This is a genomic window from Pseudomonas resinovorans NBRC 106553, assembly GCF_000412695.1.
Lineage (GTDB): Bacteria > Pseudomonadota > Gammaproteobacteria > Pseudomonadales > Pseudomonadaceae > Metapseudomonas > Metapseudomonas resinovorans_A.
Window position 1 is genome coordinate 3117175 of record NC_021499.1, and the last position, 24828, is coordinate 3142002.

Consider the following 24828-nt stretch of genomic DNA (forward strand, 5'->3'; position numbering starts at 1 on the left):
CATGAATATCCCTGCCAGTTTGCCCGCGATGCGTCATGTACAGGTCGAGATTCGCGAGCGCGTTGCCACCGTCACCCTCGACCGGCCGCCGGTCAATGCACTGGACTCGGTGGCTATTCGCGAGTTGACGGCCACCTTCAATGCCCTGGCGCGCTCCACCGAAGCCAGCGTGATTGTCTTCACTGCGCCTGGTGAAAAGATCTTCTGCGGCGGCATCGACCTCAACGACTCGTCGCGCCGTCATGCTCGCCAGTTGGTCGAGGACGACAGCAGTATCGACCTGCTCGACCCGGGCGCTGTAGTACGCGAATGCTTCTGGGCCATTCTCGAATGCCCGCTACCAGTGATAGCCGCGGTCAACGGCAAGGCCATCGGCGCCGGGCTGGTCCTGGTGGCCAGTTGTGACATGATCGTCTGCTCGGAAAACGCCAGCTTCTCCGTGCCCGAAATCAAGGCCGGAGTACTGGGCGGCGCCCGTCACTTGCAGCGCCTGGTCGGCCCTTTCAAAACCCGCCGAATGTTCTTCACCGGTGAGGCGGTGCCTGCCCAGGAGTTCTACCGACTGGGCGCAGTGGAAGCCGTGGTACCGCCGGCGCAACTGATGAGCGCTGCCCTGGAGCTGGCGGCGCAGGTCGCGCGCAATAGCCCCATTGGTCTGCGACTGGGTAAGGAGTCCTTGAGCCGGGTGGAAGACCTGTCGCTGAAAGAGGGGTACCGCATCGAGCAGGACTATACCGGCCGGGTAACGCGCTATAACGACTCCCAGGAAGCACGCAAGGCCTACCTGGAAAAACGCGATCCGGACTGGTCTTGGTCCTGATGGCCGCGGCTGCCCCTGCAGCCGTTTTTCATCCCTGAACAGGCAGACAATAAAAATGAAGAATTTTCAGGTCGAGTGGACGCGCAGCGAAATCGATCGCGTTATTGCCAAGGTTGCCGATTGCCGCCTGCCACCTGCGCCCGCCGGAGCCGGCTGGTCCCTGGGTTGCGATGCAGCGTTCCTAGCTGGATTGCAGCGCCATTGGGTCGAGACATTCGACTGGCAGGCCTGTATGGCGGTGCTCAATCGCTATCCCCAGTTCCAGGTGGAGATCGACGGCCAGGTGGTTCATTTCGTCCACGTGAAGGGCGAGGCCGAAGGGCGTCGGCCGTTGCTGCTGACGCATGGCTGGCCGGGGTCGCACTTCGAGTTCTGGCAATCCATCGAGCCTCTGGCCTATCCGTCGCGCCATGGTGGCAACGCCGAAGATGCCTTCGATCTGGTGATCCCCAGCCTGCCTGGCTTCGGGTTCAGCGGCAAGCCGGCCGGAGTCACCTCCCAACGCCAGACCGCTGCACTCTGGAACAAGTTGATGACCGAAGTGCTCGGTTACACGCGTTATCGCGCCCAAGGCGGAGACTGGGGCGCCATAGTGACCTCCTGGCTGGGGCTGGATCATGGTGCCCAGGTGGAGGCTATCCATCTGAACATGCTGGGTTTCCGTTCCCTTGTGCCGCCGCGGGATGAGGCCGAGAAGGCCTGGCAGGCTCGGGCCGAAGCTGCGCAGCGCGGCTACAGTGGCTATGCCGCCGTACAAATGACCAAACCGCAGTCCATTGCCTGGGCCACCGCTGACAACCCAATGGGCCAGGCCGCCTGGATTCTGGAGCGTTTCCACGACTGGGCCGATCTGCGCAATCGCCCCTTCGAGGAGGTGTTCAGCCTCGATAGCCTGCTGACCAATATCCTGATCTACGTGATGACTGGCAGTTTCGCCAGCGCCGCCTGGTTCTACCCCGGAGTGGTCAAGGACGGCTTTACCCTGTTGCCGGAAGGCAAGCGATGCGAGGTGCCGACCCACTTCCTCGAATGCACCGGGGACGCACTATCGCCGGCACCGCCACGTAGCCGGGTGGAGTTGGTCTACAACCTTGCGGGCTGGAGCGATCTGGAGGAGGGCGGGCATTTCGCTGCCATGGAAAGTCCGGCTGCCTTCGTCGAGGACCTGCGCCGTTGGGGAAGGCACTGAACCACCGGTAACCGATCGTCGCAGCGCTGATTGACGCGGGACAGGTATGAGCTTACAACTGACAAATAGTCATTTATGGCGTCAGATCCGTATCGCGCGATGAACTGACGAGCATTCGGCTATGTACCGGATGCATCACATGACAACAAGAGGAACAGTGGGATGAAAGTCCGCCAACCCGGCTTCGATTTCGCCAGCATTCGCCCGCACTGGGCGCCCGTTCGCGAATTTGCCCAGAGCTATAACGCCTTTTCCACGGTGCCGGCTCATATCGAGCCCTACCTGGTGAAGGTGATGATGCGCGTCAAGGATGAACTGGGTGAAGAGCACCAGGCGCTACGCGAGAACATCGAGATCTTCAACAAGCAGGAAGTACAGCACTGCAAACAACACGTAGCCTTCAACAAGATGCTCTACAAGTTGGGCTATGCCGGCATGCAGGATCTGGAAAAGCCCTACCGCGACGATTACGCCAGCTTCCTCGCCAATAGGTCCCTTCGTTTCAACGTGGCCTACTGTGAAGGTTTCGAGGCCATGGGGTCGGCCGCAGGACAGGTATTCTTCGAAGAGCTCGAGGACTACCTGGAAGGGGCCGACCAGGAAGCCGTGGACCTGTGGAAGTGGCATCTGGCCGAGGAGTTCGAGCACCGCGAGGTCTGCTTCCAGGCCTATAAGGCGCTCTTTGGCAGCGGCCCCTTCGCTTATTTCTACCGAGTGTGGGCCTTTATCTTCGCGGTCAAGCACATCGGAACCCATACCGCGAGAGTGGCGGCCTACCTTAATGGCGTCGATCGTGAGTCCATGACTCCTGAAGAGCGCGAGCGCTCCATCGAGCGGCAGAAGACCCTCAAGGCGAAGATCTCCAAGGCCAGCCGCAAGCGCTTGCTGAAGGTGCTTTCGCCCTTCTACAACCCGGGCAAGATGATTCCATCCCCTGGTATGGCAGCGCTGCTGGCGCGTTTTGGCTGATTGAGCAAGTGAAATAACGGGGAGCAGAGCTCCCCGTTTTCTTTTTGTCTCGATTACGTCTGTGCAGTGGTAATGGCTTCTACTTTTAGGATCGCGACCTCCAGCTGGTCGGCGTTCACCGGCGGAGCGAAACGGGCCGCACTGGGGCTGACCATGGACTTCTCCGCCAGCTCGCGGATTTCACCCGCGGTGGGTTGTTCCAGACCGAATTCCGCCAGGCGGGTGGGCAGGCCAACCTCTCGGTAGAACGCGCAGAGCTCGCTAATGAAATGCTCACTGCGATTCTCCATGACCAGCTGTACCAGTAGGCCGTAAGCGACGTGATCACCGTGCAAGGTACCGCGGGCCCGGTCCAGGTAGGAAAAGCCCCTCGCCAAGGCATGGGCGAGGGACAGCCCACCATTCTCGAAGCTCAGGGTGCTGAGCAACACCGTTGCTTCCACCAGGGCCTCCAGGTCTTCGTTGACTTGCTTGCGCTCCACCGCTCGCACGGCACCGACCGCGTGCTGGCGGATGATCCGATAGCAGGCGTCGGCCGCCATGAGGCCAGTCAGGGAAGCGGGGGTGCCGAGCAGGGTCGTAGCCCCGGCTGCGGCGCATGCCTCGGCCTCGAACTTCTTGGAGATGGCGTCGCCTATGCCGGCACGCAAGAAACGCACCGGCGCATTGGCGATCACTTGGGTGTCGGCCAGTACCAGCTCGGGATTGCGCGGCAGGTGGAGGATGTCCTGCATGATGTGGTGCTCGTCGTAAATGGCGATGGCAGCACTGGCAGGCCCATCGTTGGAAGCGATGGTGGGCACGCTGACGCTGCGAGCCCCAATCTTGAGTGCCACGCCCTTGGCGGTGTCCAGCGCCTTGCCGCCGCCCAGACCTACCACCATGTCCGCGCCGAAACCGCGAGCCCGCTCCGCCAGTTCGACGATGGCGGCGTGGGTGATTTCTCCCGGGAAAACCTCCAGAGAACTGGTCATCTCCGCTATTTCGAAACTGGCCATTACACGTGCACCGAGCAACCTGGCCATATCCGCATCGGTGATTACGAAGGCGTTTCTGCCCAATGGACGGCAATGTCGGCCGAGGTCGTCAAGCGCCCCCGCGCCCTGCACGTATCGAGAGGTTGCCGCAAAGATCCGCATCTGGTGACTCCTGGCTAGAGTGGAATATGAGTCAGTTTTAGTTCTCTGAATCCGCGTTGACCCAACTGCTGCGCCGTTTCCCGATTGATTAGCGGGTGCGGCGCCATACCTGACATAAACATCGAAGCTTCGAGTTGCTTGCCAGCCCATGTGCAGTGCTATACATTCTACACAGAACTGACCAAATGTCAGCTTTAAGAAAAAACCAACAGCCCGCATGACCTGGAGAGCGACGATGAATTTCGCTGACTACAAGACGATGACCTTCGAACGCCGTGGCCGCGTTCTCACCGTTACCTTCAACCAGCCCGAGAAACTGAACAGCTTCGCCGGGGATTCGCATACCGAACTGTCCTGGCTGTTCTATGACCTGGTGGAGGACAAGGAGAGCGACATCATCGTCCTCACCGGTGCCGGGCGCGCCTTCAGTGCAGGTGGCGATATCGAGTACATGCAGTGGCTGCATGACAACCCGGCCGAGTTCTACCGCTGCGTTCGCGAAGCCAAGCGCATCGTCAACGGCATGCTGGAGTGCGATAAACCGATCATCTGCAAGGTCAATGGCGATGCCATCGGCCTGGGTTCGACCGTTGCCGTATTCAGCGACGTGATCTTCGCCGCCGACACCGCTCGCTTTGGCGATCCGCACAATAACGTTGCCCTGATCAGCGGCGACGGCGGCCAGATCATGTGGCCCTACCTGATGGGCTACGCTCGCGCCAAGCACTATCTGTTCACCGGCGAGAAACTGAGCGCGGCCGAGGCCGAGCGCTTTGGTCTTATCAACAAGGCCATGCCGGCAGCAGAATTGAACGACTACGTCGATGCCTATGCCGACAAGCTGGCGGCTATGCCGGTGCAGTCGCTGCGCTGGAGCAAGTCCACCATCAACGTGCCGCTGCGCCAGATGGCCGCCAGCATGATGGACGTGGGCATGGCCTACGAGGCCATCTCCTCGCAGCATCCGGACCACGTCGAGGCCATCGCTGCCTTCCGTGAAAAACGCAAGCCTGTGTTCAACAAGAAGTAAGTATTGATGGGCATTGCGCAGGAGCGTGAGCAGGTGGAAGTGCCCGCCTGGCTTGCCTGGGCAATGCAGCGTCCTGGCCGTCCATGCTTTCTCGAGGTGGACGGTCGGCGCCTGCATTACCTGAGTTGGGGTGAGGAGGGGCCGGAGCGGCCTGTGTTGTTGCTGGTGCACGGTATGCGTGGCCACGCCCACTGGTGGGACGCCATTGCACCTTACTTCAGCGAAGATTACCGCGTGGTCGCTCTGGATCTATCTGGAATGGGCGACAGCGACCATCGCCAAAGCTATCCGGAGCAGTTCGGTGCTCTGGACATCATTGACCTGGTCGAAGGTGCCGGATTCGGCCCGGTGATCGGCGTCGGTCACAGTTACGGCGGCTCGCGGGTACTGCGCGCCTGCGCCGACCGTCCTGAGCTATTCAAACGTCTGCTAGTGCTGGACTCGTTCATTGTCTTGCCCGGTGTCGAGATTCCCGTCGATACCGCCAATACCAGCAGCAAGCGCTATTACCCGGACCTGCCCAGCGCCCTGCAGCGATACCGACTGATGCCGGAGCAACCGAACCCGGTGCTGCCGATTCTGGCAAATATTGCCCGCCACTCAGTGCGTGAAGAGCAGCAGGGCTGGTGCTGGAAGTTCGACCTCAACCTGCCGGTCGGCCTTGCCCACGAGGAGCTTGGCGTCAGCCTGCTGCCCCGCGTGCAGCGTCCCGTGGATGTGGTCTATGGCGAATGCAGCCCGGTGGTCAGCCGTCAGGACGCCCAGCAGGCCGTCGAGCTGTTGCCCCTTGGGCGCGGCCCATTCGGCATACCCGGAACCTACCATCATATGATGATTGACCAGCCTCTCGCGGTGATTTCGATCTTACGCGGGCTGCTGGCCTCTGGAGCGGAACATGAGTGAACTGGTCCTGCAGGAAAGGCACGGCGCCGTCGCCGTCGTCACCCTGAACAACGAGAAGACCCGCAATGCGCTGTCGCGGGACATGCTGTTTGCCCTGGCCGAGTGCCTCGAGGCCCTGAACGACGATACCGAGGTGCGCGCCATTGTGCTCAAGGGCGCCAACGGGCATTTCTGCTCGGGGGGCGATGTCTCCGGCATGTCGGCCGAGCGGCCGTTGCCAGTGGGACGCGGCCGCATGGTGCTCGGCCATCGAGTGATCCGGGCAGTGGTCGAAGGCACCAAGCCCGTGGTCGCCATGGTGGAAGGCTACGCCGCCGGGGCCGGCTTCTCCCTTGCGACGGCAGCCGATTTCGTGGTGGCAGCCCCCAGTGCCAAGTTCGTGTCGTCCTTTGCCAAGGTGGGCCTGATTCCCGATCTCGGTCTGCTCTGGACCTTGCCCCAGCGTGTAGGCCTGGCACAGGCCAAACGAATCTTCTATAGCGCACGGGTGGTGGCTTCGGCCGAAGCGGCTCAGCTGGGCATAGTGGATGAACTCCTGGAAGAGGGCGCCGACCTGCTGGCACGGAGTCTGGAAATCGCCGCTGAGTTCACCGCCAATGCACCCTTGTCTGTTGCACTGGTGCGCTCGGCACTTGCTCGTGGCGTTACCTGTCTCGGCGATGCCCTGGATTACGAGATGGATAACCAGGCCGCCCTGTATCTCACCCGCGACCATCGTGAGGCGGTGGATGCCTTCCTAAATAAGCGTGCGCCCGGATTCGTGGGGCTGTAGACCAGGGCGGTAGTAGGTAAAGCGATTACGACAAGGCCCCGGCTCAGACGACCGGGGCTTTTGTTTTTCGCCAAAACACAGCGGGAAAAGAACAGATGACCTTACGCGTGATCGTTTGCTACACCGGCGGCGTCGGCCGCGAGCTGATCCGTCAGTTGCTGCGTAACCCGGCCTACGAGCTGGTGGGTGTGCTGGTGCACAGTGAAGACAAGGACGGGCAAGACGTCGGAGAGATTGTGGGAGCCGCTCCGACCGGCATCGCTGCCACGCGTGACGTAGGCGCACTTACGACCTTAGGTGCTGATGTCATGTCCTGGCACGGGCTGAAGTGGGAGCCTGCGGTCATCGCCCGGTTTCTCCGAGCAGGGATCAGCGTCTATTCCGGCATCGGTGGCTGGTATCTGCCGAGCCAGCCCGAACATCGGATGCTTCAGGAGGCAGCGGAGCAGGGTAGTGCTGCGCTGGTCGCCGGTGGCAACATTCCCGGACTGATTAGCGATGTACTGCCGCTGTTCTGTTCGGGCTACTCCAGCAATATCCGCATGGTCAGAGCCATGCAACGCAACTACATACCGCACTATCCCTCCGCGATTCAGATGGGGCAGTACCTGGGAATCGGCCAACCTATTCCCGAAGCGCCATTCGATCCGTCGGCCGTCCCTTCGGAAATAGACAGGCTATGGATGTGGGGAATTGCCCAGTCCGCTGCTCTGGTGGCTCAGGGCTTGGGCGTAACGATGGATGAGCTTCGCCTGACCAATAAGGAGTTTGGTGCGTCGCAAGCCGATATGGTTCTGCAGCCCAGTGGGCTTGCAGTGGCGAAAGACACGGTCGCCGGCGTGCGTTGGACGTTTACCGCCTTCTCCGGGGGCAAGCCGTTCTATGAGCTGGTCAACGAGCAGACGACGCGACTGGATATCGGCTCGGGTTGGCGCGACTCCGAGCATGCATCCAACTGGCGCGTGGTTATCGAGGGATCTCCGACGATTCAGTGCGAACTGGGCTTGGTGGCGAATCCCGATGAGCCGGATCATGTTGCAGCGCTGAACGCCGCTAGAGCTCTGAACTTCCTGCCGCGCATCGCGGCCGCTGCACCCGGATGGCGCAGTGTCCTCGACTTGCCGGCTCCGGTCGGCACATTGGCGGGAAGCCACTGACCGACACTCGATCGACGATCGTACCTGGGTGAGAATGCCGCGCCCCCTGGCTCTTGATGGAGCGCGGCGGCGGGTCAGGTACGGGAACGTGGCATGCCCAGGCCCTGTTCGGCGATCAGGCTACGGTGGATCTCGCTGGTGCCACCGTAGATTGTCATGCCGATGGACTGTCGATATCCCAGTTCGACCAGACCCACGCCATGGTCGTCACACAGTAGGGAGCGGGGCGCGCACAGCTCCATCAGTTCTACTGCATCCCGTTGGTACTGCTCGGTAGAAAACAGCTTGGACATTGGGCCATAGGCCGCCCGGTTCGGGGCTTGGGCCTGTACCGACCAACTGGCCCGATAGCAGAGATCGCGGGCGATGGTGGTATGCACTGCGACCTTGGCCAGGCGGCGGCGCACATCCTGCTCGCCCAGGCGGCCCTGCTCGCGAGCCCAGCTCACGGCATGGCGGTACATATTCCAGAAGCTGATGCGGTACTGGTCGCCGCTGTGCTCCAGCTCCAGGGTCGCGGCCATCACCGAGGTTCCAGCGTTGATCTCGCCGACTCGGTAACAGTCAGGTACGCGCACGCCGCTCAGGTAAGTGATGTTGGTGCGCTCGTCCTGCACGGTGTACACCGGGTGTACCTCGATGCCCGGCAGGTCCATCGGCACCAGGAACAAGGTCAGGCCTGCGTGTTTCGGTGCGTCCGGATCGGTGCGTGCAAGCAGGAAACAGTAATCGGCCAGATTCGCCGCGGTGGTGAAAATCTTCTGTCCCTCGATCAGCCAGTCGCCCTCGACGGTCCGGGTAGCGCGGGTCCTGGCTGCGAAAACATCGGACCCACAAGTGGGTTCGCTGAAGCCCAGGCAGGCCAGGGCCTCGCCGCGGGCGAAGCGGGGCAGTGCCTCCTGCTTGGCCTCCTCGCTGGCGAAGCGCATGACGATTTGCGCCACCTGGTTGGTGATGGGGCCGGTGATGCGTTGCCAATTGAACGACTCGAAGACTTCCTGCAGGGCATGCATGTCGAAGGCCGATTTGTTCCTGCCGCCCCATTGTTCCGGCCAGTGCGGGAAGAGGAGGCCGGCGTTTGCCAGTTGGCGGTTGAAGCCCGCGTGGTAGCCGTCCACTGAATGATGGGCGTGCGCCTTGAGTTCGTCGGTCAGGTTGGCCTCGAAGAAGGCGCGTACTTCTTCGGCAAAACGGGCAGCCGCTTCGCCATAGCCGAATTCGAGGGTCACCTCGCCGGCTTCGGGCAGAGGCGTGTCGGACTCCGGATTCCAGAGACGGTCGGCTATGGCGTCCAGCTGCTGTGCCGGATCGCCGGCCAACAGGGACCAAGCGCGAGCGCGGCGATAGTAAAGTTGAATGTCGTACTCCAGCGACACGCCGTAGCCACCGAAGCTATGCAGGGCTCGGGCCACGGCACGGTTTGCGGACTGTCCGGACCACCACCAGGCCATGGGCACCAGGGCGGCGGCATCCGGCTCGTTGCGGGCGATGGCGGATACGGCATGCCAGAGCAGCAGTTGGGCACCTTCGATTTCGGTCAGGGCGTCAGCCAGGGGATGAGCTATACCCTGAAAGCTGCCAATGAGTTTGCCGAACTGCGTGCGCTCACAGGAATAGTCAGCCGCCAGTTGGATGGCTTGCCGCGCCAGCCCGGCAAGCATGGCTCCCTTGAGCAGCTTCCATTCTTCCACCGCTGCGAGAAAGGCACGGCCCGCACCGTCGCTGGAGGCCAGGTGCTGGCGCTCCAGGCTGGCCAGTTGGTCGATGTCCAGCACGGTACAGCTGTCGCTACCCAGATTGGCCTGTAGCTGCAGCAGTGCTTCTCCGCGCAATGCGAATATCCGTTTTCCTTCCATGGCCAGCACTGCCTCCGCGGCGCGTGCACCCGGAACTACCAGGGGCGCAGCTGCGTCCAGGGGCTGTGGTAGCAAGCTGACCACTGCTCCCTCGGCGATCCGAGATAGCAACGCGGCGGCCTCGGGGCTGTCCAGTCGAGCCAGCAGACGCGCCGCCGGAAGACTTTCGGCCAAGGGCACTGAGGCCAGGTGGCGGCCCGCTTCCTCGGCCACCAGCAGGGCGTCGAGCACGCCCATGTCGCTACCGCCGGCTTCGACCGGGACGCGCATCATGGGGATGCCAAGCTCTACCAACTGCTCCCACAGGTGCGGGTCGAAGCCGTCGGCTTCGACTTCGCGCACACGAGTCGGGGAGGATTCGCTAGCGAACAGCCGAGCGACAGTGTCTCGCAGCAGCAGTTGTTCTTCGGTAAACGACAAATTCATGGCAAGACCTCAATGCTGGTGGGGGTCACTACTCGTCCTCCATCACCTTCAGCGGTCCGATTGGGTAGCCTTCGGCCTCGTAGAACTGCTTGCACCATTTACGCAGGGCGCGGTAGCCCTCGACGTCCCGTCTGGCAAAGATCGGCTGCTGGCGGAATCGCTGATGACGCCACATACGTGCGTCCTCCTCGAACAGTTCCTCGGTCTGTCGAGCCATCTTGCGCACGTGCTCGGGCATCACTTCAGGTGATATGGGGTCCCGCGGGAAGAAGTAGCTGACGCGCAGATCCGAGATTTCGTCGTCCACCGGCGTGCAGGAAAGCACCAGTCGGCGGCCCAGAGCTCCGTGTTCGAAGATGGTGAAGGACAGGCCCACACCAGCATTGCGCGCGTGCAGGCGCAGGGCGATTTCCTTGGTGTGTTTGTTGAGGAAGCCCATCTGCGACTTCCACACTGTGGTACTGGTGTCGAATTCCAGCAGCACAGGATCTTCCGGGGCATGGTGCGTGTAGCGGAAATGCGCGGTATCCGCTGCGTTCTCGGTCATCAGTTGCGGATGGATGCGCTCATCGGGCTTGAAGACGATGGCATCGGGATAGCAGGGATAGAAGTCCTGGGGATCTGCCGGGAGATCCGGGTGCGCAAAGATATCCGGCAGTTCCCAGCCTTCACGGGGTTTGCCGCCCAGGTCCGATGGGTCGTGCCAGAGGAAGAGGATGCCGTGGCGTTCCACTGCATGCCATTTGCGCATCTTCTTGGGAATCCTGCGCTCCTCGCCCGGAATCAGGGTGTTCTGCCCCTCGGCTCCCCACTCCCAGCCGTGATAGGGACAGGCGATGCAGTCCCCCTTCACCTTTCCGCCATAGCCCAGGTGGGCGCCCATATGCGGGCAGTGGGCGTCGAGCACGGTCAATACGCCGGCGTCGCTGCGAAAGGCCACCAGGTCATGCCCGAAGTACTTCATCGGTTTGACGCCGCCCGGTGGAATTTCCGCGCTCCAGCCGATCTGGAACCAGCCGGTGGGTTTCATGGACAGATTGAGCATCTTCTCAGTGCCTCTTGTTGTTATTACCTGTGCCAGGCCCTCAGGCCCGGGCGTACAGATTGCGCAGCTCGATCTTGTTGACCTTGCCGGTCACCAGCTTGGGCAGAGCGTCGACCACTATGACTTTCTTCGGTTTCTTGTAACCGGCGATCAGGCTGCGGCTGTGCTCGATGAGCTCAGCCTCGCTGGCACTGTGGCCGGTCTTGAAGGTGATCACTGCGCAGACGTTCTCCCCCCACTTGGGATCGGGGATACCGATGACCGCGCATTCCGATACCGCCGGGTGTTGCAGTAAGGCTTCCTCCACCTCGCGGGAGTACACGTTCTCGCCGCCGGTGATGATCATGTCCTTCTTGCGATCCACCAGGTACAGGAAGCCATCCTCGTCGAAACGGCCCATGTCACCGGTATGGCACCAGCCATCGCGCAGGGTCTCCAGGGTGGCTCCGTGGTTATTCCAGTAGCCGCGGAACATGGCGCTGCTTCTCGCAAGGATCTCACCGGGTTCACCGACCGGGCAGTCATTGCCATCTTCGTCCACGACCTTGGCCAGCAGGTTGGGGTAGGGCTTGCCCACCGAACCCAAGCGCTTGCGGTCCTTTTCGCTGCCGTCCGGCCTGTGTTGCTCGGGAGAGAGGCAGAACATGCAGATTTCGCTCTGACCGAAGAGGTTGACGAAACCGCAGCCGTCAAACACTTCGATGGCGCGCTTGAGGACCGGCACCGGCATGGGCGCGGCGGAATAGATGATGGTGCGGACGCTGGAGAGATCGGCCTCGGCTACATAGGGGTGGTCGAGCACCATCTGCACCATGGTCGGAGCCAGAAGCAGGATGGAAAGGCGTTCCTGCTCGATGGCCTTGAGTACGTCCAGCGGCTCGAATTGCCGCTGCAGATAGGCGGCGCCACCACGCACGTGCTGGGACAGGCTGATGACCATGCCGCCCAGGTGGAACATGGGCATGACGATCAAGGTGACATCCGGCTGCTGCATGTCGCATAACCAGGTATCCACCTGGGCCAGTTGGCGGTACTCACGGTGCCCCCAGATCACGCCTTTGGGTTTGCCGGTGGTACCACTGGTGTAGATCAGGCAGCAGATATCTTCCTCGGTAGAGCGAATTGGCGGGCCGGCCTCGTCTCCGGCGCTGAAGAAGTCCTCGTGATGCACGGCCCAATCCGTCTCACCGCCGATGCAGACGTAGGTCTGTACCGACGGCAGTTCATGACGCAACTGCTCCATCACCGGCAGGTACTGGGCCTCGAAGAAGAACAGCTTGGGCGCACCGTCGCGGATGATGCTGGCTATCTCTGCAGGTGCCAGGCGGAAGTTCACCGGCGCCAGGATGAAGCCGGCCCACTGGGTAGCGGCCATGATCTCGCCGAACTCGATGGAGTTCATCGAGAAGATGCCGACTCGGTCCTGGCGACGTAATCCAGCCCTGTAGATGGCAGAGCCGATCAGCTTGGCGCTGGTCAGCAGCTCGCCGTGACTGATGCGGCGCTCACCCTGGATATAGGCCGGCTCATGGGAATAGAAACGGGCGCGCTGCTCCAGGTCGTCGGCGAAGGAAAGGGGCAAGTAGTCATGCATTGAGGGCACTCCGCAGGGGACGACCATCAGCCGGTCTCAGGTCGGCATTGGAGCGGTCGAGGTGGAATTCGCTGTCACCGAAACGCTTGTCGTAGACCACCGCGGCCTTGTAGTGGTGGCCGACGGCGTATTCATCGGTAGTGCCTATGCCGCCGTGGAGCTGGATACCCTGACCGCTGACGAAGTATTGGGCGCGGGTCACAATCACCTTGGCGCCAGAAATGGCCAGACGGCGTTGCAGGGAATCGCCGGACTCAACGGCCCGAACAGCGCTGAACAGCATCGAGCGAGCCTGGTCGGTCTCGATGAACATCTCCGCCATGCGGTGCTGCAGGGCCTGGAACTGCGCCAGAGGTTGCCCGTATTGCACGCGGGTCTTGAGGTAGTCGGCGGTCATGGCCATGACCTGTTCCATGGAGCCCAGGCAAGCAGCGCTGGTGGCAAGCACTGCGTGGTCGAGGGCTTCCTCCAGGGCTTCCTGGGCAGCCTCGCCACGGATGAGCAGGGCGCTTTCCGGAATCACAACATGGTCCAGTGTGATATCAGCCGCGCGGGTGCCATCGATCAGCTCGTAGCTGTCCACGGCCGCTCCCACCGGATGACGCTCCAGCAGGAACAAAGCAAAGTCACCGGTGCCTTCAATTTCGGCGCTAACTACCCAATAGTCGGCACTGGCGCCATGGAACACCCGGTGCTTGCCCCCGGATAGGTTCCAGCCGTTGGACACAGGACGCGCCTTGGTAGTCAGCTCGAAATCATACTCGTGACGCATCTGTTGCTCCTGGTGCGCCAGAGCTAGTACCACATCGCCGGCAGCGACCTGAGCGAGCAGGCGTTCGCGCAATTCGAGGTTGTCACAGGCGCGCAGCACTCGGGCACAGAGCACGGCGCTGTCCACCAGAGGTTCGGCCACCAGGCCGCTGCCAAGCTGTTCCATCAGCAGGACCAGGTCATGGCTGCTGCCGCCCAGGCCGCCGAACTCCTCGGGAATGTCCAGGGCCAGCCAGCCCATTTCGGCAAAGGCGTTCCAGTGCTGGCGAGAGAAACCTTCGGGGTTCTTGAACAGATGCCTGCGTTCCTCGAAGGAGTAGCGTTCGCGGATATAGCGCTCGGCGCTGTCGGAGAGCAGTCTCTGCTCATCGGTGAAGTCGAAGTTCATGGTCAGAATCCGAACGCCAGCTTGGCGATAATGTTTTTCTGGACTTCCATAGCACCGCCATAGATGGTGCAGGCCCGTAGGTACATGAGGTCGGTGGTTACCCCCGGGGTATAGGCCGGCCATAGCGGGTTGCCGGTGGGCTCCGCATAGGCTTCGTCGCGGCGGTACTGGCGCAGGCTGCGCTGACCCAGGGCCTCCACCATCATCTCGGTAAGTTTCTGTTGCAGGCTGGAGCCGCGTACCTTGAGCACCGAGGCGCAAGCGGCGATGGGGTGACGGCTGGGGGCTTCGTGCATCACCCGCAACACTGACCACTCCAGTGCTTCCACCTCCAGTCGCAGGGTGCCGAAGCGACGGGCGAAGTTCGAATCTTCCAGCAGTGGCCGGCCGTCCTTGAGTTCCTGGCTGGCAATGGTGCGAATGCGTTCCAGGTCGCCCCGGGCCTTGTAGAGATCTGCACTGGAGGTACGCTCGTTGGAAAGCAGGAACTTGGCCTGAGTCCAGGCGCTGCCCGGCTGGCCGATCAGGTTCTCGCGCGGCACCCGGACATTGTCGAGGAATACCTCGCAGGTGGAGCCCTCGCCGTTGATCATGGGTATTTGCCGCACGGTCACACCCGGCGTGCGCATGTCGATGATGATCATCGAGATGCCTTTCTGCGGACGGTCGCTATTTTCGGTGCGGACCAGGAAGAAGCCTTGTTCGCAGTACTGGCCCTCGGTGGTCCAGAGCTTCTGTCCATTGATGATGTAGTGGTCGCCGTCCAGAATCGCGCTGGTCTTCAAGGACGCCAGGTCAGACCCGGCGCCGGGCTCGGAGAAGCCCTGAGCCCACATTTCCTCCCCCTTCAGTATCGCAGGCAGATAGCGGGCCTTCTGCTCAGGGGAGCCGAAGGTGTAGAGCACCGGGCCGAGCAGGCGCAGACCTTGCCAGCGCAGCTCGGGAGCACCCGCCAGCCAGGATTCGTATTCGAAGATGTGAGTCCGCAGGTGCGACCAGCCAGTGCCACCGTACTCCTCCGGCCAGTGGGGCGCGGCCCAGCCCTTGTCGTGCAGGATCCGGTTCCACCAGCGGCGGTCGTCCTCATTCGGCGGATGCATACCGGTGCGGCTGCGACGGATCACGTCGCCGGGCAGGTTGGCCTTGAGGAAGTCGCGGACTTCGTCACGGAAGGCTTCGTCTTCCGGGGTGAGATTAAGTTGCATGGCTGTTTCCTTCGACAGGTTTCCCGTTCTTGATCAGCAGGCCAGTGGGCGCAGTGGAGCCGCACTGGAGCAGAGGCTATGAACCGCGCGGTAAGCATCGTGCACGGCGTCACCGATGCGTCCGCCGCGGCGTGCGTCGCCGATTACGGTTACCGGCAGGTTGGCTTCCAGCAGACTGCGCAGCAGACTTTCGTCCGGGCGGCGGCCCTGGGCGATGAGCACGGCGCTGGTTTGCAGCTCACTGCTACCGCCGTCCTGGTGACGCAGCAGCACGCGGCCGTCGTGGTCGATACGCTCGATGCTGGCGTTGTCCTGTATGTGGATACGCGGGTTTTCCAGTAAACGGCGCTTGAGTACGCCCCGGTAGATCATTTCCGCGGAGCGAGCCAGTTGCTCGACCGGGGAACGGCTTACCAGTACGACTTCATGGCCTTGCTCGCTGAGCAGTTCGGCGGTTTCACAGCCAGTCTCGCCACCGCCGTAAACCAGCACCGGCCATTCACCGATCTCGACCGGTAGGCGCGGACTGTCACCCATCAACAGGTCGTAGGCGTCGCGCACGGCCGGGCCATCCACCCCTGCTATTGGCATGCGAATGGGCTGGCCACCGGTGGCGAGCATGACAATGGCCGGAGCTTCGCCCTGGATGAGACCGGCCAGGTCTACCCGGCTGTCCAGGTGTACCTCTACCGCACTTTTTTCGAGCTGGCGGTGCAAGTAGTCCAGGTACCAGGTGAGCTTGTCCTTGAAGGGTGGGGCGGCCGACGCAATCAGGCCGCCGCCCAGTATCGAACGGGATTCGTGCAGCTCGGTGGTAAAGCCGGCCTGCTGCAGCATCAGCGCCGCGGCCATGCCGCCGGGGCCGCCGCCGATCACTACGGCACGCTGTCCCCGCCGGCTCCCGGCGTCCGGGAGGCTGTCCAGCTCATGGCCGGTGCGTGGGTTTTCGGCGCAACCGATGGCGCCATCGGCAGCCGAGCTGACGGCGACGCAGTAGTTGCAGGAGGTGCAGGGGCGGATGCAGTCCCGTTCGCCGCGGCGGGCCTTGTTCGCCCACTCCGGGTCGGCCAGCAACGGCCGGCCGAGGGCGATCATGTCAGCGTCGCCGTCGCGAATGGCGCGCTCGGCGGTTTCCGGCCAACGGATCTGGCCGACGCTGATCACCGGTATGCCAGTGACGGCACGAATACGCCGGGAGTAGGGCAGGCGCCAGCCCTCGGGGGTGGACATGGGTTCCACCACCTTGTCGAAGCTGGTCCAGCCTAGCCCGATGGAAACGTGCAAGGCATCCACCCCGGCCGCTTCCAGTTTGGGGGCGATGCGCTCCATGTCCTCGATGGAAAGGCCCTCTGGGGTGAACTCGTCGGCGGATAGGCGGAATATCAGCGGCCGGTCACCGATGCTCTGGCGCACCCTCTGGATCACCCGCCTCGGGAAGTTGAGTCGGCGTTCCTCGTCCCCGCCCCAGCGGTCCGTACGTTGGTTGGAGTAGGGCGAAAGGAAGGACGTGAGCAGGTATCCATGGGCGCCATGCAGCTCAACGGCCTGGTATCCCGCCTGCACGCCAAGTTCGGCCGCACGGCCGAAGGCCTCGATCAGACGCTCGATCTCGGCATCGTCCATGGCGCGCGCCATCAGTCGACCGGAGCGCGTAGCGACATCACTGGGCGCAATGGGCATGCCATCGCTCAGCAGGTCGCGTTTGGCGCCACGACCGCCGTGCTGCAGCTGCAGGCAGGCAACGGCGCCGGCCGAGGTTATGGCTTCCACGAGGCGCTGGTGTCCGGCTACCTGAGCAGGGGATTCCAAGGTTAGTTGGCGATGCTCGGAACGCCCGGTCGCACCTTCCACGCAGCAGAATTCGACGATGATCATTCCCGTGCCACCGGCCGCACGCTCGCGGTAGAAGGCGATCTGCTCGGGGGTTACGAAACCCTCGTGGCTGCCCAGGTTGGTGGACATGGGAGCCATCACGGTGCGGTTGGGAATTCGCAGGTTGCGCAGGACCAGGTCCTGGAACAGGTTGGGGTAGGGAGCGTCGGGCATTGTTGCCTCCTTGTTGAGCCGCTCGTGGCCTTCGGCCCTGGGACAGATCTGGCCTGCCGTCGTCGGGGCGCATCTTTTGAAAATGTAGAGCTGACGATATATCAGTTATAGCGGTTACGCTAGGGGATACGCATGGGAATCAGGAGGCTGGGCGAAGTTGCTTGGATGACGGCACGGCTGGCGTTGCGCCTGATTGGTGGTGCGGAGTATGGGCGGGTTGGCGGACGCCGCTCGTCGCCCGAGAGGCGGCTCCAGGTTTGTCCCGGTAACTCAATCAGGACGCTCTAGCACGCCACCTGTGTGGCTGTTACGTATTTGCGCCGACAATTTTTTTTGCACTCTGGCGGGTAGGACTATTGCGCTGTCGGCACGGCATCGGGAAGGTTAAGTTACTGATTGGAAACGGAAACCGTTGGGGTGGCCATTTTTTCTGGGCATAGGGGTTGCGCAAAGCTGACTGTGTGTTAGCTTATGGCCCAGGAGTTCCGGTCGATAGGGCTTTCATCGTGGACCGGTCGACTCCTCTCCTTGCCGATGTTCCGACCGCCTCGGCGTGCGGGACCGACAATAAAAACCGATCTGAATCGGAGAAGCAGCCAAGTGAAAAGAACAAAAACAAGAAGTGCTTGCAGTGGTGTTTCCGGCCGTCCAAGCCCTTCCAAACTGTCCTGCTCGATCGCGCTGATCCTTGGTGCGGCGGGGTCCACCTGCGTGCAGGCAATGCCCATCGATACCGGTAACCCGGATCTCGAAGTCCGTTGGGACAACACCATTCGCTACAACGCCGGTTGGCGGATGGAAGGGCAGAACGATGACTTCAATCGTTCGCCCTTCTTCGATGACACGGAGAACAAGTTCGATCGCGGAGATCTGGTGACCAATCGCCTGGACCTGTTGACCGAGCTCGATGTGGTCTGGCAGCAGAAGCACGGCTTCCGTGTCAGCGCGGCAGGTTGGTATGACGATGCCTACCAAGGCAATCCCGAGCCGAACCCTGCTCTGGTGGGGAGTGGTAACTACAACAACAATCGATACAACTCTTACGTGGACCGCTACATTTCTGGCCCGTCCGGGGAGTTTCTCGATGCGTTCGTCTTCACCGGCTTCCAGCTGGGCAACGTAGGTGTCAACGTCAAGGCTGGTCAGCACAACGTCTACTGGGGCGAGTCACTATTCTCCATCGGCAACAGCATCGCTTACTCCCAGGGACCGGTGGATACGATCAAGGCAGCCACCAGTCCGGGTTCGGAGGCCAAGGAGCTGTTCCTGCCGCTCGACCAGATTTCCACTACTTTGCAGTTGACCGACGAGCTCGCGCTGTCAGCGCAGTATCTGTTCGAATGGAAACCCTTCCGCCTGGTACCGGGCGGCACCTACTTCGCTGGGTCCGACGGTGCGCGCTCCGACCTGGGGTCGGCGGCCGCGGTCTTCCGTATTCCTAACGGCGACGACCTGGAGCCTGACGATAGAGGCGATTTCGGCGTGAATCTGCGCTGGAGCCCCTACTGGCTGGAAGGCACTGCGGGTCTCTACTACCGCAAGTTCGATGAAAAGCTGCCCTGGAGCTTTACCCAGCTCGGTGTGGTCCAGGTCGCGCCTGGTGTATTCCGGCCCCTGCCTAACGCAATTCGCCTGAACTACGCCCGGGATACCGAGCTGTATGGCCTTAGCCTGACCAAGAACGTCGGCACCGTGAGCGTCGCGGGTGAGCTCTCCTATCGCAAGGACACCGCACTGAACTCGGTTGCTGGCTTCACCGTCCTGCCGGGCAACAACGCCCAGGCCACGTACGATGAGGCCGAGGGTGCCCGGGGCAATACCTGGCATGCGCTGATCAACGGCATCTACCTGCTGCCCAAGACCCCGCTCTGGGAAGGTGGTACGTTGCAGGGCGAACTGACATACAACCGCCTGGACAAGATCACCGAGAACGAGGCGCGCTTCAACGATCGTGCCCACGCGTGCGTCACCGCCTTTACCGAGAACTGTGCCACCAAGGATTCCTGGGGCATGCAGGTCGGCTTCACTCCCGAGTGGCCGCAATTGTTCCCGGGTTGGGATGTGTCGATGCCGGTCAGCGTCGCCTATGGCCTGGATGGCAATAGTCCGACCCTGGGCGGTACCAGCGAAGGCGCATACAACTATTCGATCGGCATCAGTGGCAAGTACCGCCAGGTGCACAACTTCACCCTGAAGTGGATCGATTCCTATGCCGACTACGACGTCAATCCGGCACGTAACTACGTGACGACCGACTACACCAACGGCTCCGCCGTGCAGAACGACCATGGCTGGTTGTCCTTCACCTACAAGGCGACTTTCTAGTCCGTTCCCCTTTTCCTGCCCGATGTGAGGGAATAGTCAATGAACTACAAGAAAATGTTGATGGTCGGTACCGCTGGCGTGTTGCTCGCCAGTCAGGCCTTTGCAGCCCCGACGGATGAAGAGATCAGTCAGCTCGGCAGTACCCTGACACCCTTGGGTGCGATCAAAGCGGGAAATGCCGACGGCACCATCCCCGCCTGGGATGGCGGCCTGTGCTCGGCACCGGCCGATTACAAGCCGATCATGGGCGCCAAGGGCGGCTCACCCTATGTCGACCCCTTCGCCAGCGAGAAGCCGCTCTACAGCGTCACCGCGGCCAACCTGGCGCAGTACAAGGACAAGCTGGACGAGGGTACCTTGGAGCTGTTCAAGCGTTACCCGGACAGCTTCCGCGTTGATGTGTATCCGACCCACCGGACTGCCTGCTATCCGCAATGGGTATACGACAACACCATCAAGCGCGTGAAGAATCCCAAGCTCGTGGGTGATGCTCCCGGTCTGGAAGGCGCTCATGCGCAGATTCCGTTCCCGATTCCAAAAGATGGCTACGAGGCCATGTGGAACGCCAACGTCAAGTACGAGCTGCCGTTCTCCGAGGGAACTCAGGCAGCCTACCTGATCGACAGTTCCGGCGGCGTGAGCCTGACCAGTACCCAGAAGATCGAGAACCGCAACCTCTACTGGGACAACAGCCTGGAGAAGGTGCCGGACAACCAGCCGTACTGGGCGCTGATCGCATCCACCAGCGAGCCGTCGGCTTCCGCCGGCGTCAAGCAGATGCGCTTCAACTTCCTGAATGTCCACGAACGTGACGCCATGGCCTGGTCGTATGTGCCTGGCCAGCGCCGCGTACGTCTGGCGCCGGAGTTCAAGTACGACACCGTCAGTACCTCCAGCGGCGGCATCCTGTTGTTCGATGAGATCAACGGCTTCGACGGCAAGATGGACAAGTTCGACTTCAAGCTGGTCGGTCGCAAGGAAATGCTCGTGCCTTACAACACGTACAAGGCCTGGAGCGTCGATCCGAAGGTAGCCAACACGCCCAAGCACCTGAATCCGGATGTACTGCGTTGGGAGCTGCACCGGGTGTGGGTGGTGGAAGCGACCCTGAAGTCGGGCGAGCGCCATGTACAGAAGGTCAAGCGTTTCCTGCTGGACGAAGACAGCTGGAGCATCCTCGTGTACCACTCGCTGGATCAGGCCGGCAAGGTCCATCACCTGATGTACCAACCGTCCATCCAGCAGTACGAGAAGCCCGCCTACCGTAACGGCCAGTACGTGCTTTACGACATGACCAAAGGCGTATACGGCAACGGCTCCCTGATGGGCGCACCGAAGATGACCGGCTTCTTCGAGGTCAAACCTTACCCGGTGAGCTTCTTCACTTCGGGGGCACTGGCCGGTGGTGGGGTGCGCTGAGCATCCCGCTGCAAAGTTTGAGCGTTAGGGGGAGAAATCCCCCTTTTTTTCCTGACTGTTCAGGGATTGAATGCACAACGGTCCGGCGCTGCTGTGAGGATGAAATGGCTGCTGTACGTAATCTGTTCCTGATGTTCCTCCTGGTGAGCTGCCTGCCGGCCTTTGCGGGTCAGGCGGGCGACTTCCTCGATCCACTGGATCGTCCGGCGTCTGCAGTAAGCAATCTGGCTGGAGCCCATCTCAATGCGGTGGCTGCGGCAGGGGAACGCCTGGTGGCGGTAGGGGCCAGAGGCCTGATCATGGTCTCCGATGACGCTGGGGCGACCTGGCGCCAGGTCGACTCGCCGGTGTCTTCCGACTTGCTGGGAGTGCACTTCCCAACGCCGCAACAGGGATGGGCGGTGGGTCACGAAGGCGTGGTGCTGCATAGCGCCGATCAGGGTCATAGCTGGGTCAAGCAGTACGATGGTCGCCAAGCAGCCAAGCAACTGGTGGAGCATTTCACCAAACTGGCGGAAGGCGGGGACCAGACAGCCCAGGCCTACCTCGACGGTGTGAAATTGAACTACAAGGACGGCCCGGAGCAGGCGTTGATGGACGTCTGGTTTGCCGATGATCAGCGTGGCTTTGTTGCCGGTACCTTCGGCACCCTGCTGGCTACGGAGGACGGCGGCAAGACCTGGGTGTCCTGGATGGAGCGGGTGGATAACCCAGAGTTCCTTCATTACCTGGCGATAGCCGGTTCCGGTGAGCAGGTGTTCATCGCTTCTGAGCGCGGCATTGTCTTCCGTCTCAACAAGGACAGCGGCCGTTTCGACCTGGTGGAAACCGGGTATACCGGCAGTTTCTTCGGTATCGAGGTCACACCCGGTGCAGTGGTAGCCGCAGGCCTGCGCGGTACTGCGTACAAATCGCTGGACCAGGGCGTCTCCTGGTCGTCCATGGAGACCGGTGTGAAGGTGGCGCTGAGCGATGTCCAGGCGTTGCCGGACGGGCGCTTCCTGATGGCCAGCGTTGATGGCCGGGTAATCATTAGCGACGCGAAGCTTGAGGGCTTCCAGGTCGTTGCGACCAGCCGACCGGGGCGGTTCTCCAGCCTGGCTCTATTGCCGGGCGGCAAAGTGACCACAGTTGGATACTCTGGTGCGCGCCAGGTAAGCCTGCGTTAGACGTCAGTCGAAATAAAGAACAACAAGAGGCGAATATGGCTTTTTCAAACGCACTCGACATGCCTGTCATCTCGGATCTGCGGCAGTTCGACAGGGCAAGTGGGAACTGGCTGGAGCGTATGGTGTTCAACCATCGCGGCATGGTCATCCTGCTCTGTGCGTTGCTGACCCTGTTCTTCGGCTGGAGCGCACTCAAGCTGCCGGTCAACACCAGCTTCGAGAAGATGATTCCGCAGTCCCACCCCTACATTCAGAACTACTTCAAGCACCGTGAGGCGCTGCGCGGCATGGGCAATTCCACTCGCATCGTGGTGGAAAATACCCAAGGCGATATCTTCGACAAGGACTACCTGCTGGCCCTACAGAAAGTGAACGACGCCGTATTCCTGATGCCCGGCGTAGACCAGGGCTGGATGCGAGGGCTCTGGACCAGCAGCCTGCGCTGGACTGAAGTGACTGAAGAAGGTTATCGCGGCGGCCCGATCATCCCGGATCGCTGGGATGGTAGTCCGGCAGCGATGGAGCGCCTACGGGAAAACATCACCCGCGCCGGTATCGTCGGTAGCTACGTGGCCAACAACCTGCGTTCCTCGATGATTTTCGTGCCGCTGCTGGACATCAATCCCGAGACCGGCAAGGCGTTGGACTACGCGGAGTTCTCTCGGCAGCTGGAAACCCAGGTACGTTCGCTCGAGAACGACAAGATCAAGATCCACATCATTGGTTTTGCCAAGCTGGTTGGCGATCTGATCGACGGCCTCTACGACGTCATGACTTACTTCGCCTACTCGGTGCTGATCGCCAGCGCCCTGGTGCTGGCCTACACCCGCTGCCTTCGCAGTACGCTGCTGCTGGTGTTCTGCGCGATGCTGGGTGTGGTCTGGTTATTAGGCTTGCTCAGCGTACTGGGTTACGTACTCGACCCTTATTCGATCCTGGTGCCCTTCCTGATCTTTGCCATCGGCCTGTCCCATGGCGCGCAAAAGATGAATGGCATCATGCAGGATGTTGGTCGTGGCACCCACAAGTACGTCGCCGCTCGCTACACCTTCCGTCGCCTGTTCATGGCCGGACTGACAGCATTGCTGGTGAATATTGTCGGCTTCGCCGTGCTGGTCATCATCGACATTCCGGTGATCCGCGACATGGCGCTGACCACCAGCCTGGGCGTGGCCATTCTGATCTTCACTAAGTTGTTCCTGATTCCGGTGCTGCTGTCCTACTTCGGTGTCAGCCCTGCTGCTGCCAAACGTAGCGTGCAGTCGGCGGCGCAGCTGGACGCCGGTCGCAGCCCGATGCAGGCCATACGCGCCTGGTTAATTCGGCTAACCGAGCGCCGACGCGCCACTGTGGCCGTGTGCGTCGCGGTGGTGCTGACCGCCATCGGCATTTCGATCAGCCAGCATGTCAAGTTCGGCGACCTAAACCCCGGCGCGCCGGAACTGCGCCCAGAATCTCGCTATAACCGTGACGTGGCGTTCGTCAGCCAGAACTACGGCCTGTCCACCGACCAGTTCGTGGTGATGTTGAAGACCCCACTGGGGGAGTGCACCCAGTTTGCCTCGCTGGTCGAAGCCGATCGCCTGAGCGCGCGCCTGCGTGAGCTGCCTGGCGTGCAGACCACCTTTTCGCCGGCTGACGGAATACGCTTGGCCACGTCCGGTACGTTCGAAGGCAACCCAAAGTGGATGACCATCCCACGCAACGACAGCAACCGCACCCAGGCTTTCAACATGTTTTCTACGGACCGGCCCGAACTGGCCGACCGCAGTTGTGCCATCACGCCTATTGTCGCGTACCTGTCCGACCACAAGGCGGCCACGCTGGACCGCGTAGTGCAGGAGGTGGAGAAGCATGCAGCCGAATTCAACACCGCAGGTCGCGAGTTCGTGCTGGCGGCCGGTAGCGCCGGGATCGAGGCCACCACCAACATCGTGGTCAAGCGCAGCTTCTGGACGCTGCACCTCGTGCTCTACGGTGCGGTTGCGCTGCTTTGCTTCATCACCTTCCGCAGCTGGCGCGCGGTGGTGGTGGCGCTGATCCCGCTGATCATCACCTCGATACTCTGCGAGGCCCTGATGGTGATGCTCAACATTGGCATCAAGGTGGCCACCTTGCCGGTAATCGCCGTGGGCGTCGGCGTGGGGGTCGACTACGCCCTCTACCTGCTGAGCGTGCAGCTCGGCATGCAGCGCCAGGGCATGACACTGGCCAAGTCCTATGAAGGCTCCCTCGACTTCGTCGGGCGCATCGTCGGGCTGGTTGGCCTGACCATGGCGGCCGGCGTACTGCCGTGGATCTGGTCGCCGATCAAGTTCCAGGCTGACATGGGCATTCTGCTCAGCTTCATGTTCCTCTGGAACATGCTGGGGGCGCTGATTTTGATCCCGGCGCTGTCCTATTTCCTCCTCCCGTCTTCCTCCAGTGGCGAGCTGGCCCAGACCACAACTTCTGGAAGCGGACAGCCCAATACCATTGAGCCGGAAGCGGAAGAGCTTGACGAAGATCATCGCGCCCGACACTACCGGGCCACGGTCTGACAGAGGAGTCCCGGCGTCGGAGCAGGGTAGGGCGGGGCTCTGGTAACAGGCCATCCGGCCTGCTC

Annotated in this window: 18 protein-coding genes; 11 read left to right on the plus strand and 7 right to left on the minus strand. The window is 61.7% G+C overall.

The annotated features are described in order from the left end of the window. Window position 1 precedes the first annotated feature (1 nt). The 3 genes from PCA10_RS14015 (at window position 2) to PCA10_RS14025 (ending at window position 2978) form a co-directional block, all read left to right on the plus strand. A complete protein-coding gene (locus PCA10_RS14015; protein WP_197539868.1) occupies window positions 2–820 on the plus strand; it encodes an enoyl-CoA hydratase-related protein in 819 nt (272 codons plus the stop codon). 55 nt (window positions 821–875) lie between these two features. Continuing rightward, entirely contained in the window at window positions 876–2009 is a 1134-nt protein-coding gene (locus PCA10_RS14020; protein ID WP_016492756.1) for an epoxide hydrolase family protein, read from the plus strand. Window positions 2010–2171: 162 nt separating this feature from the next. After that, entirely contained in the window at window positions 2172–2978 is an 807-nt protein-coding gene (locus PCA10_RS14025) for a metal-dependent hydrolase (RefSeq protein ID WP_016492757.1), read from the plus strand. A gap of 53 nt (window positions 2979–3031) precedes the next feature. Here PCA10_RS14025 and PCA10_RS14030 read toward each other — a convergent pair whose 3' ends face one another. Next, entirely contained in the window at window positions 3032–4117 is a 1086-nt protein-coding gene (locus PCA10_RS14030; protein WP_041770270.1) for a glycerol dehydrogenase, read from the minus strand. A gap of 235 nt (window positions 4118–4352) precedes the next feature. Between PCA10_RS14030 and PCA10_RS14035 the strand changes: the two genes are divergently transcribed. The 4 genes from PCA10_RS14035 (at window position 4353) to PCA10_RS14050 (ending at window position 7979) form a co-directional block, all read left to right on the plus strand. Next, a complete protein-coding gene (locus tag PCA10_RS14035) occupies window positions 4353–5147 on the plus strand; it encodes an enoyl-CoA hydratase/isomerase family protein (RefSeq protein WP_016492759.1) in 795 nt (264 codons plus the stop codon). A 6-nt stretch (window positions 5148–5153) separates the two neighbouring features. Further along, a complete protein-coding gene (locus PCA10_RS14040; protein ID WP_016492760.1) occupies window positions 5154–6050 on the plus strand; it encodes an alpha/beta fold hydrolase in 897 nt (298 codons plus the stop codon). Next, the gene (locus tag PCA10_RS14045; protein ID WP_016492761.1) at window positions 6043–6822 is read left to right on the plus strand and encodes an enoyl-CoA hydratase/isomerase family protein; all 780 of its coding nucleotides are present in this window, start codon (window positions 6043–6045) and stop codon (window positions 6820–6822) included. The genes PCA10_RS14040 and PCA10_RS14045 overlap by 8 nt, the downstream gene beginning before the upstream one ends. A gap of 95 nt (window positions 6823–6917) precedes the next feature. Then, complete coding sequence (locus tag PCA10_RS14050) at window positions 6918–7979, plus strand: hypothetical protein (protein ID WP_016492762.1); 1062 nt, start codon at window positions 6918–6920, stop codon at window positions 7977–7979. Window positions 7980–8053: 74 nt separating this feature from the next. On the opposite strand, the gene PCA10_RS14055 is transcribed toward PCA10_RS14050, so the two are convergent. The 6 genes from PCA10_RS14055 to PCA10_RS14080 are packed head-to-tail and all read right to left on the minus strand — an operon-like array spanning window position 8054 to window position 17310. Continuing rightward, window positions 8054–10261: an acyl-CoA dehydrogenase gene (locus PCA10_RS14055; protein WP_016492763.1), complete on the minus strand. Its 2208-nt coding sequence runs from the start codon at window positions 10259–10261 to the stop codon at window positions 8054–8056. Between the two features lie 28 nt (window positions 10262–10289). Then, window positions 10290–11306, minus strand: a complete 1017-nt coding sequence (locus PCA10_RS14060) for a Rieske 2Fe-2S domain-containing protein (RefSeq protein WP_016492764.1) — start codon at window positions 11304–11306, stop codon at window positions 10290–10292. Window positions 11307–11346: 40 nt separating this feature from the next. Continuing rightward, the gene (locus PCA10_RS14065) at window positions 11347–12900 is read right to left on the minus strand and encodes a class I adenylate-forming enzyme family protein (protein ID WP_016492765.1); all 1554 of its coding nucleotides are present in this window, start codon (window positions 12898–12900) and stop codon (window positions 11347–11349) included. After that, on the minus strand, window positions 12893–14059 hold the full coding sequence (locus PCA10_RS14070; protein ID WP_016492766.1) for an acyl-CoA dehydrogenase family protein: 1167 nt from the start codon (window positions 14057–14059) through the stop codon (window positions 12893–12895). The genes PCA10_RS14065 and PCA10_RS14070 overlap by 8 nt, the downstream gene beginning before the upstream one ends. Window positions 14060–14061: 2 nt before the next feature. Continuing rightward, on the minus strand, window positions 14062–15264 hold the full coding sequence (locus PCA10_RS14075) for an acyl-CoA dehydrogenase family protein (RefSeq protein ID WP_016492767.1): 1203 nt from the start codon (window positions 15262–15264) through the stop codon (window positions 14062–14064). A 33-nt stretch (window positions 15265–15297) separates the two neighbouring features. After that, a complete protein-coding gene (locus PCA10_RS14080; RefSeq protein WP_016492768.1) occupies window positions 15298–17310 on the minus strand; it encodes an oxidoreductase in 2013 nt (670 codons plus the stop codon). A gap of 600 nt (window positions 17311–17910) precedes the next feature. On the opposite strand from PCA10_RS14080, the gene PCA10_RS14085 reads away from it, so the two are divergent. The 4 genes from PCA10_RS14085 (at window position 17911) to PCA10_RS14100 (ending at window position 24763) form a co-directional block, all read left to right on the plus strand. Beyond that, window positions 17911–19635: a DUF1302 domain-containing protein gene (locus PCA10_RS14085; RefSeq protein WP_231866632.1), complete on the plus strand. Its 1725-nt coding sequence runs from the start codon at window positions 17911–17913 to the stop codon at window positions 19633–19635. Window positions 19636–19674: 39 nt separating this feature from the next. After that, window positions 19675–21054 carry a DUF1329 domain-containing protein gene (locus tag PCA10_RS14090; RefSeq protein WP_016492770.1) on the plus strand — a complete coding sequence of 460 codons (1380 nt, stop codon included), beginning with the start codon at window positions 19675–19677 and terminating at the stop codon, window positions 21052–21054. Between the two features lie 104 nt (window positions 21055–21158). Beyond that, window positions 21159–22223: a WD40/YVTN/BNR-like repeat-containing protein gene (locus tag PCA10_RS14095; RefSeq protein WP_016492771.1), complete on the plus strand. Its 1065-nt coding sequence runs from the start codon at window positions 21159–21161 to the stop codon at window positions 22221–22223. 35 nt (window positions 22224–22258) lie between these two features. After that, a complete protein-coding gene (locus PCA10_RS14100; protein ID WP_016492772.1) occupies window positions 22259–24763 on the plus strand; it encodes an efflux RND transporter permease subunit in 2505 nt (834 codons plus the stop codon). The last annotated feature ends 65 nt before the right edge of the window (window positions 24764–24828 follow it).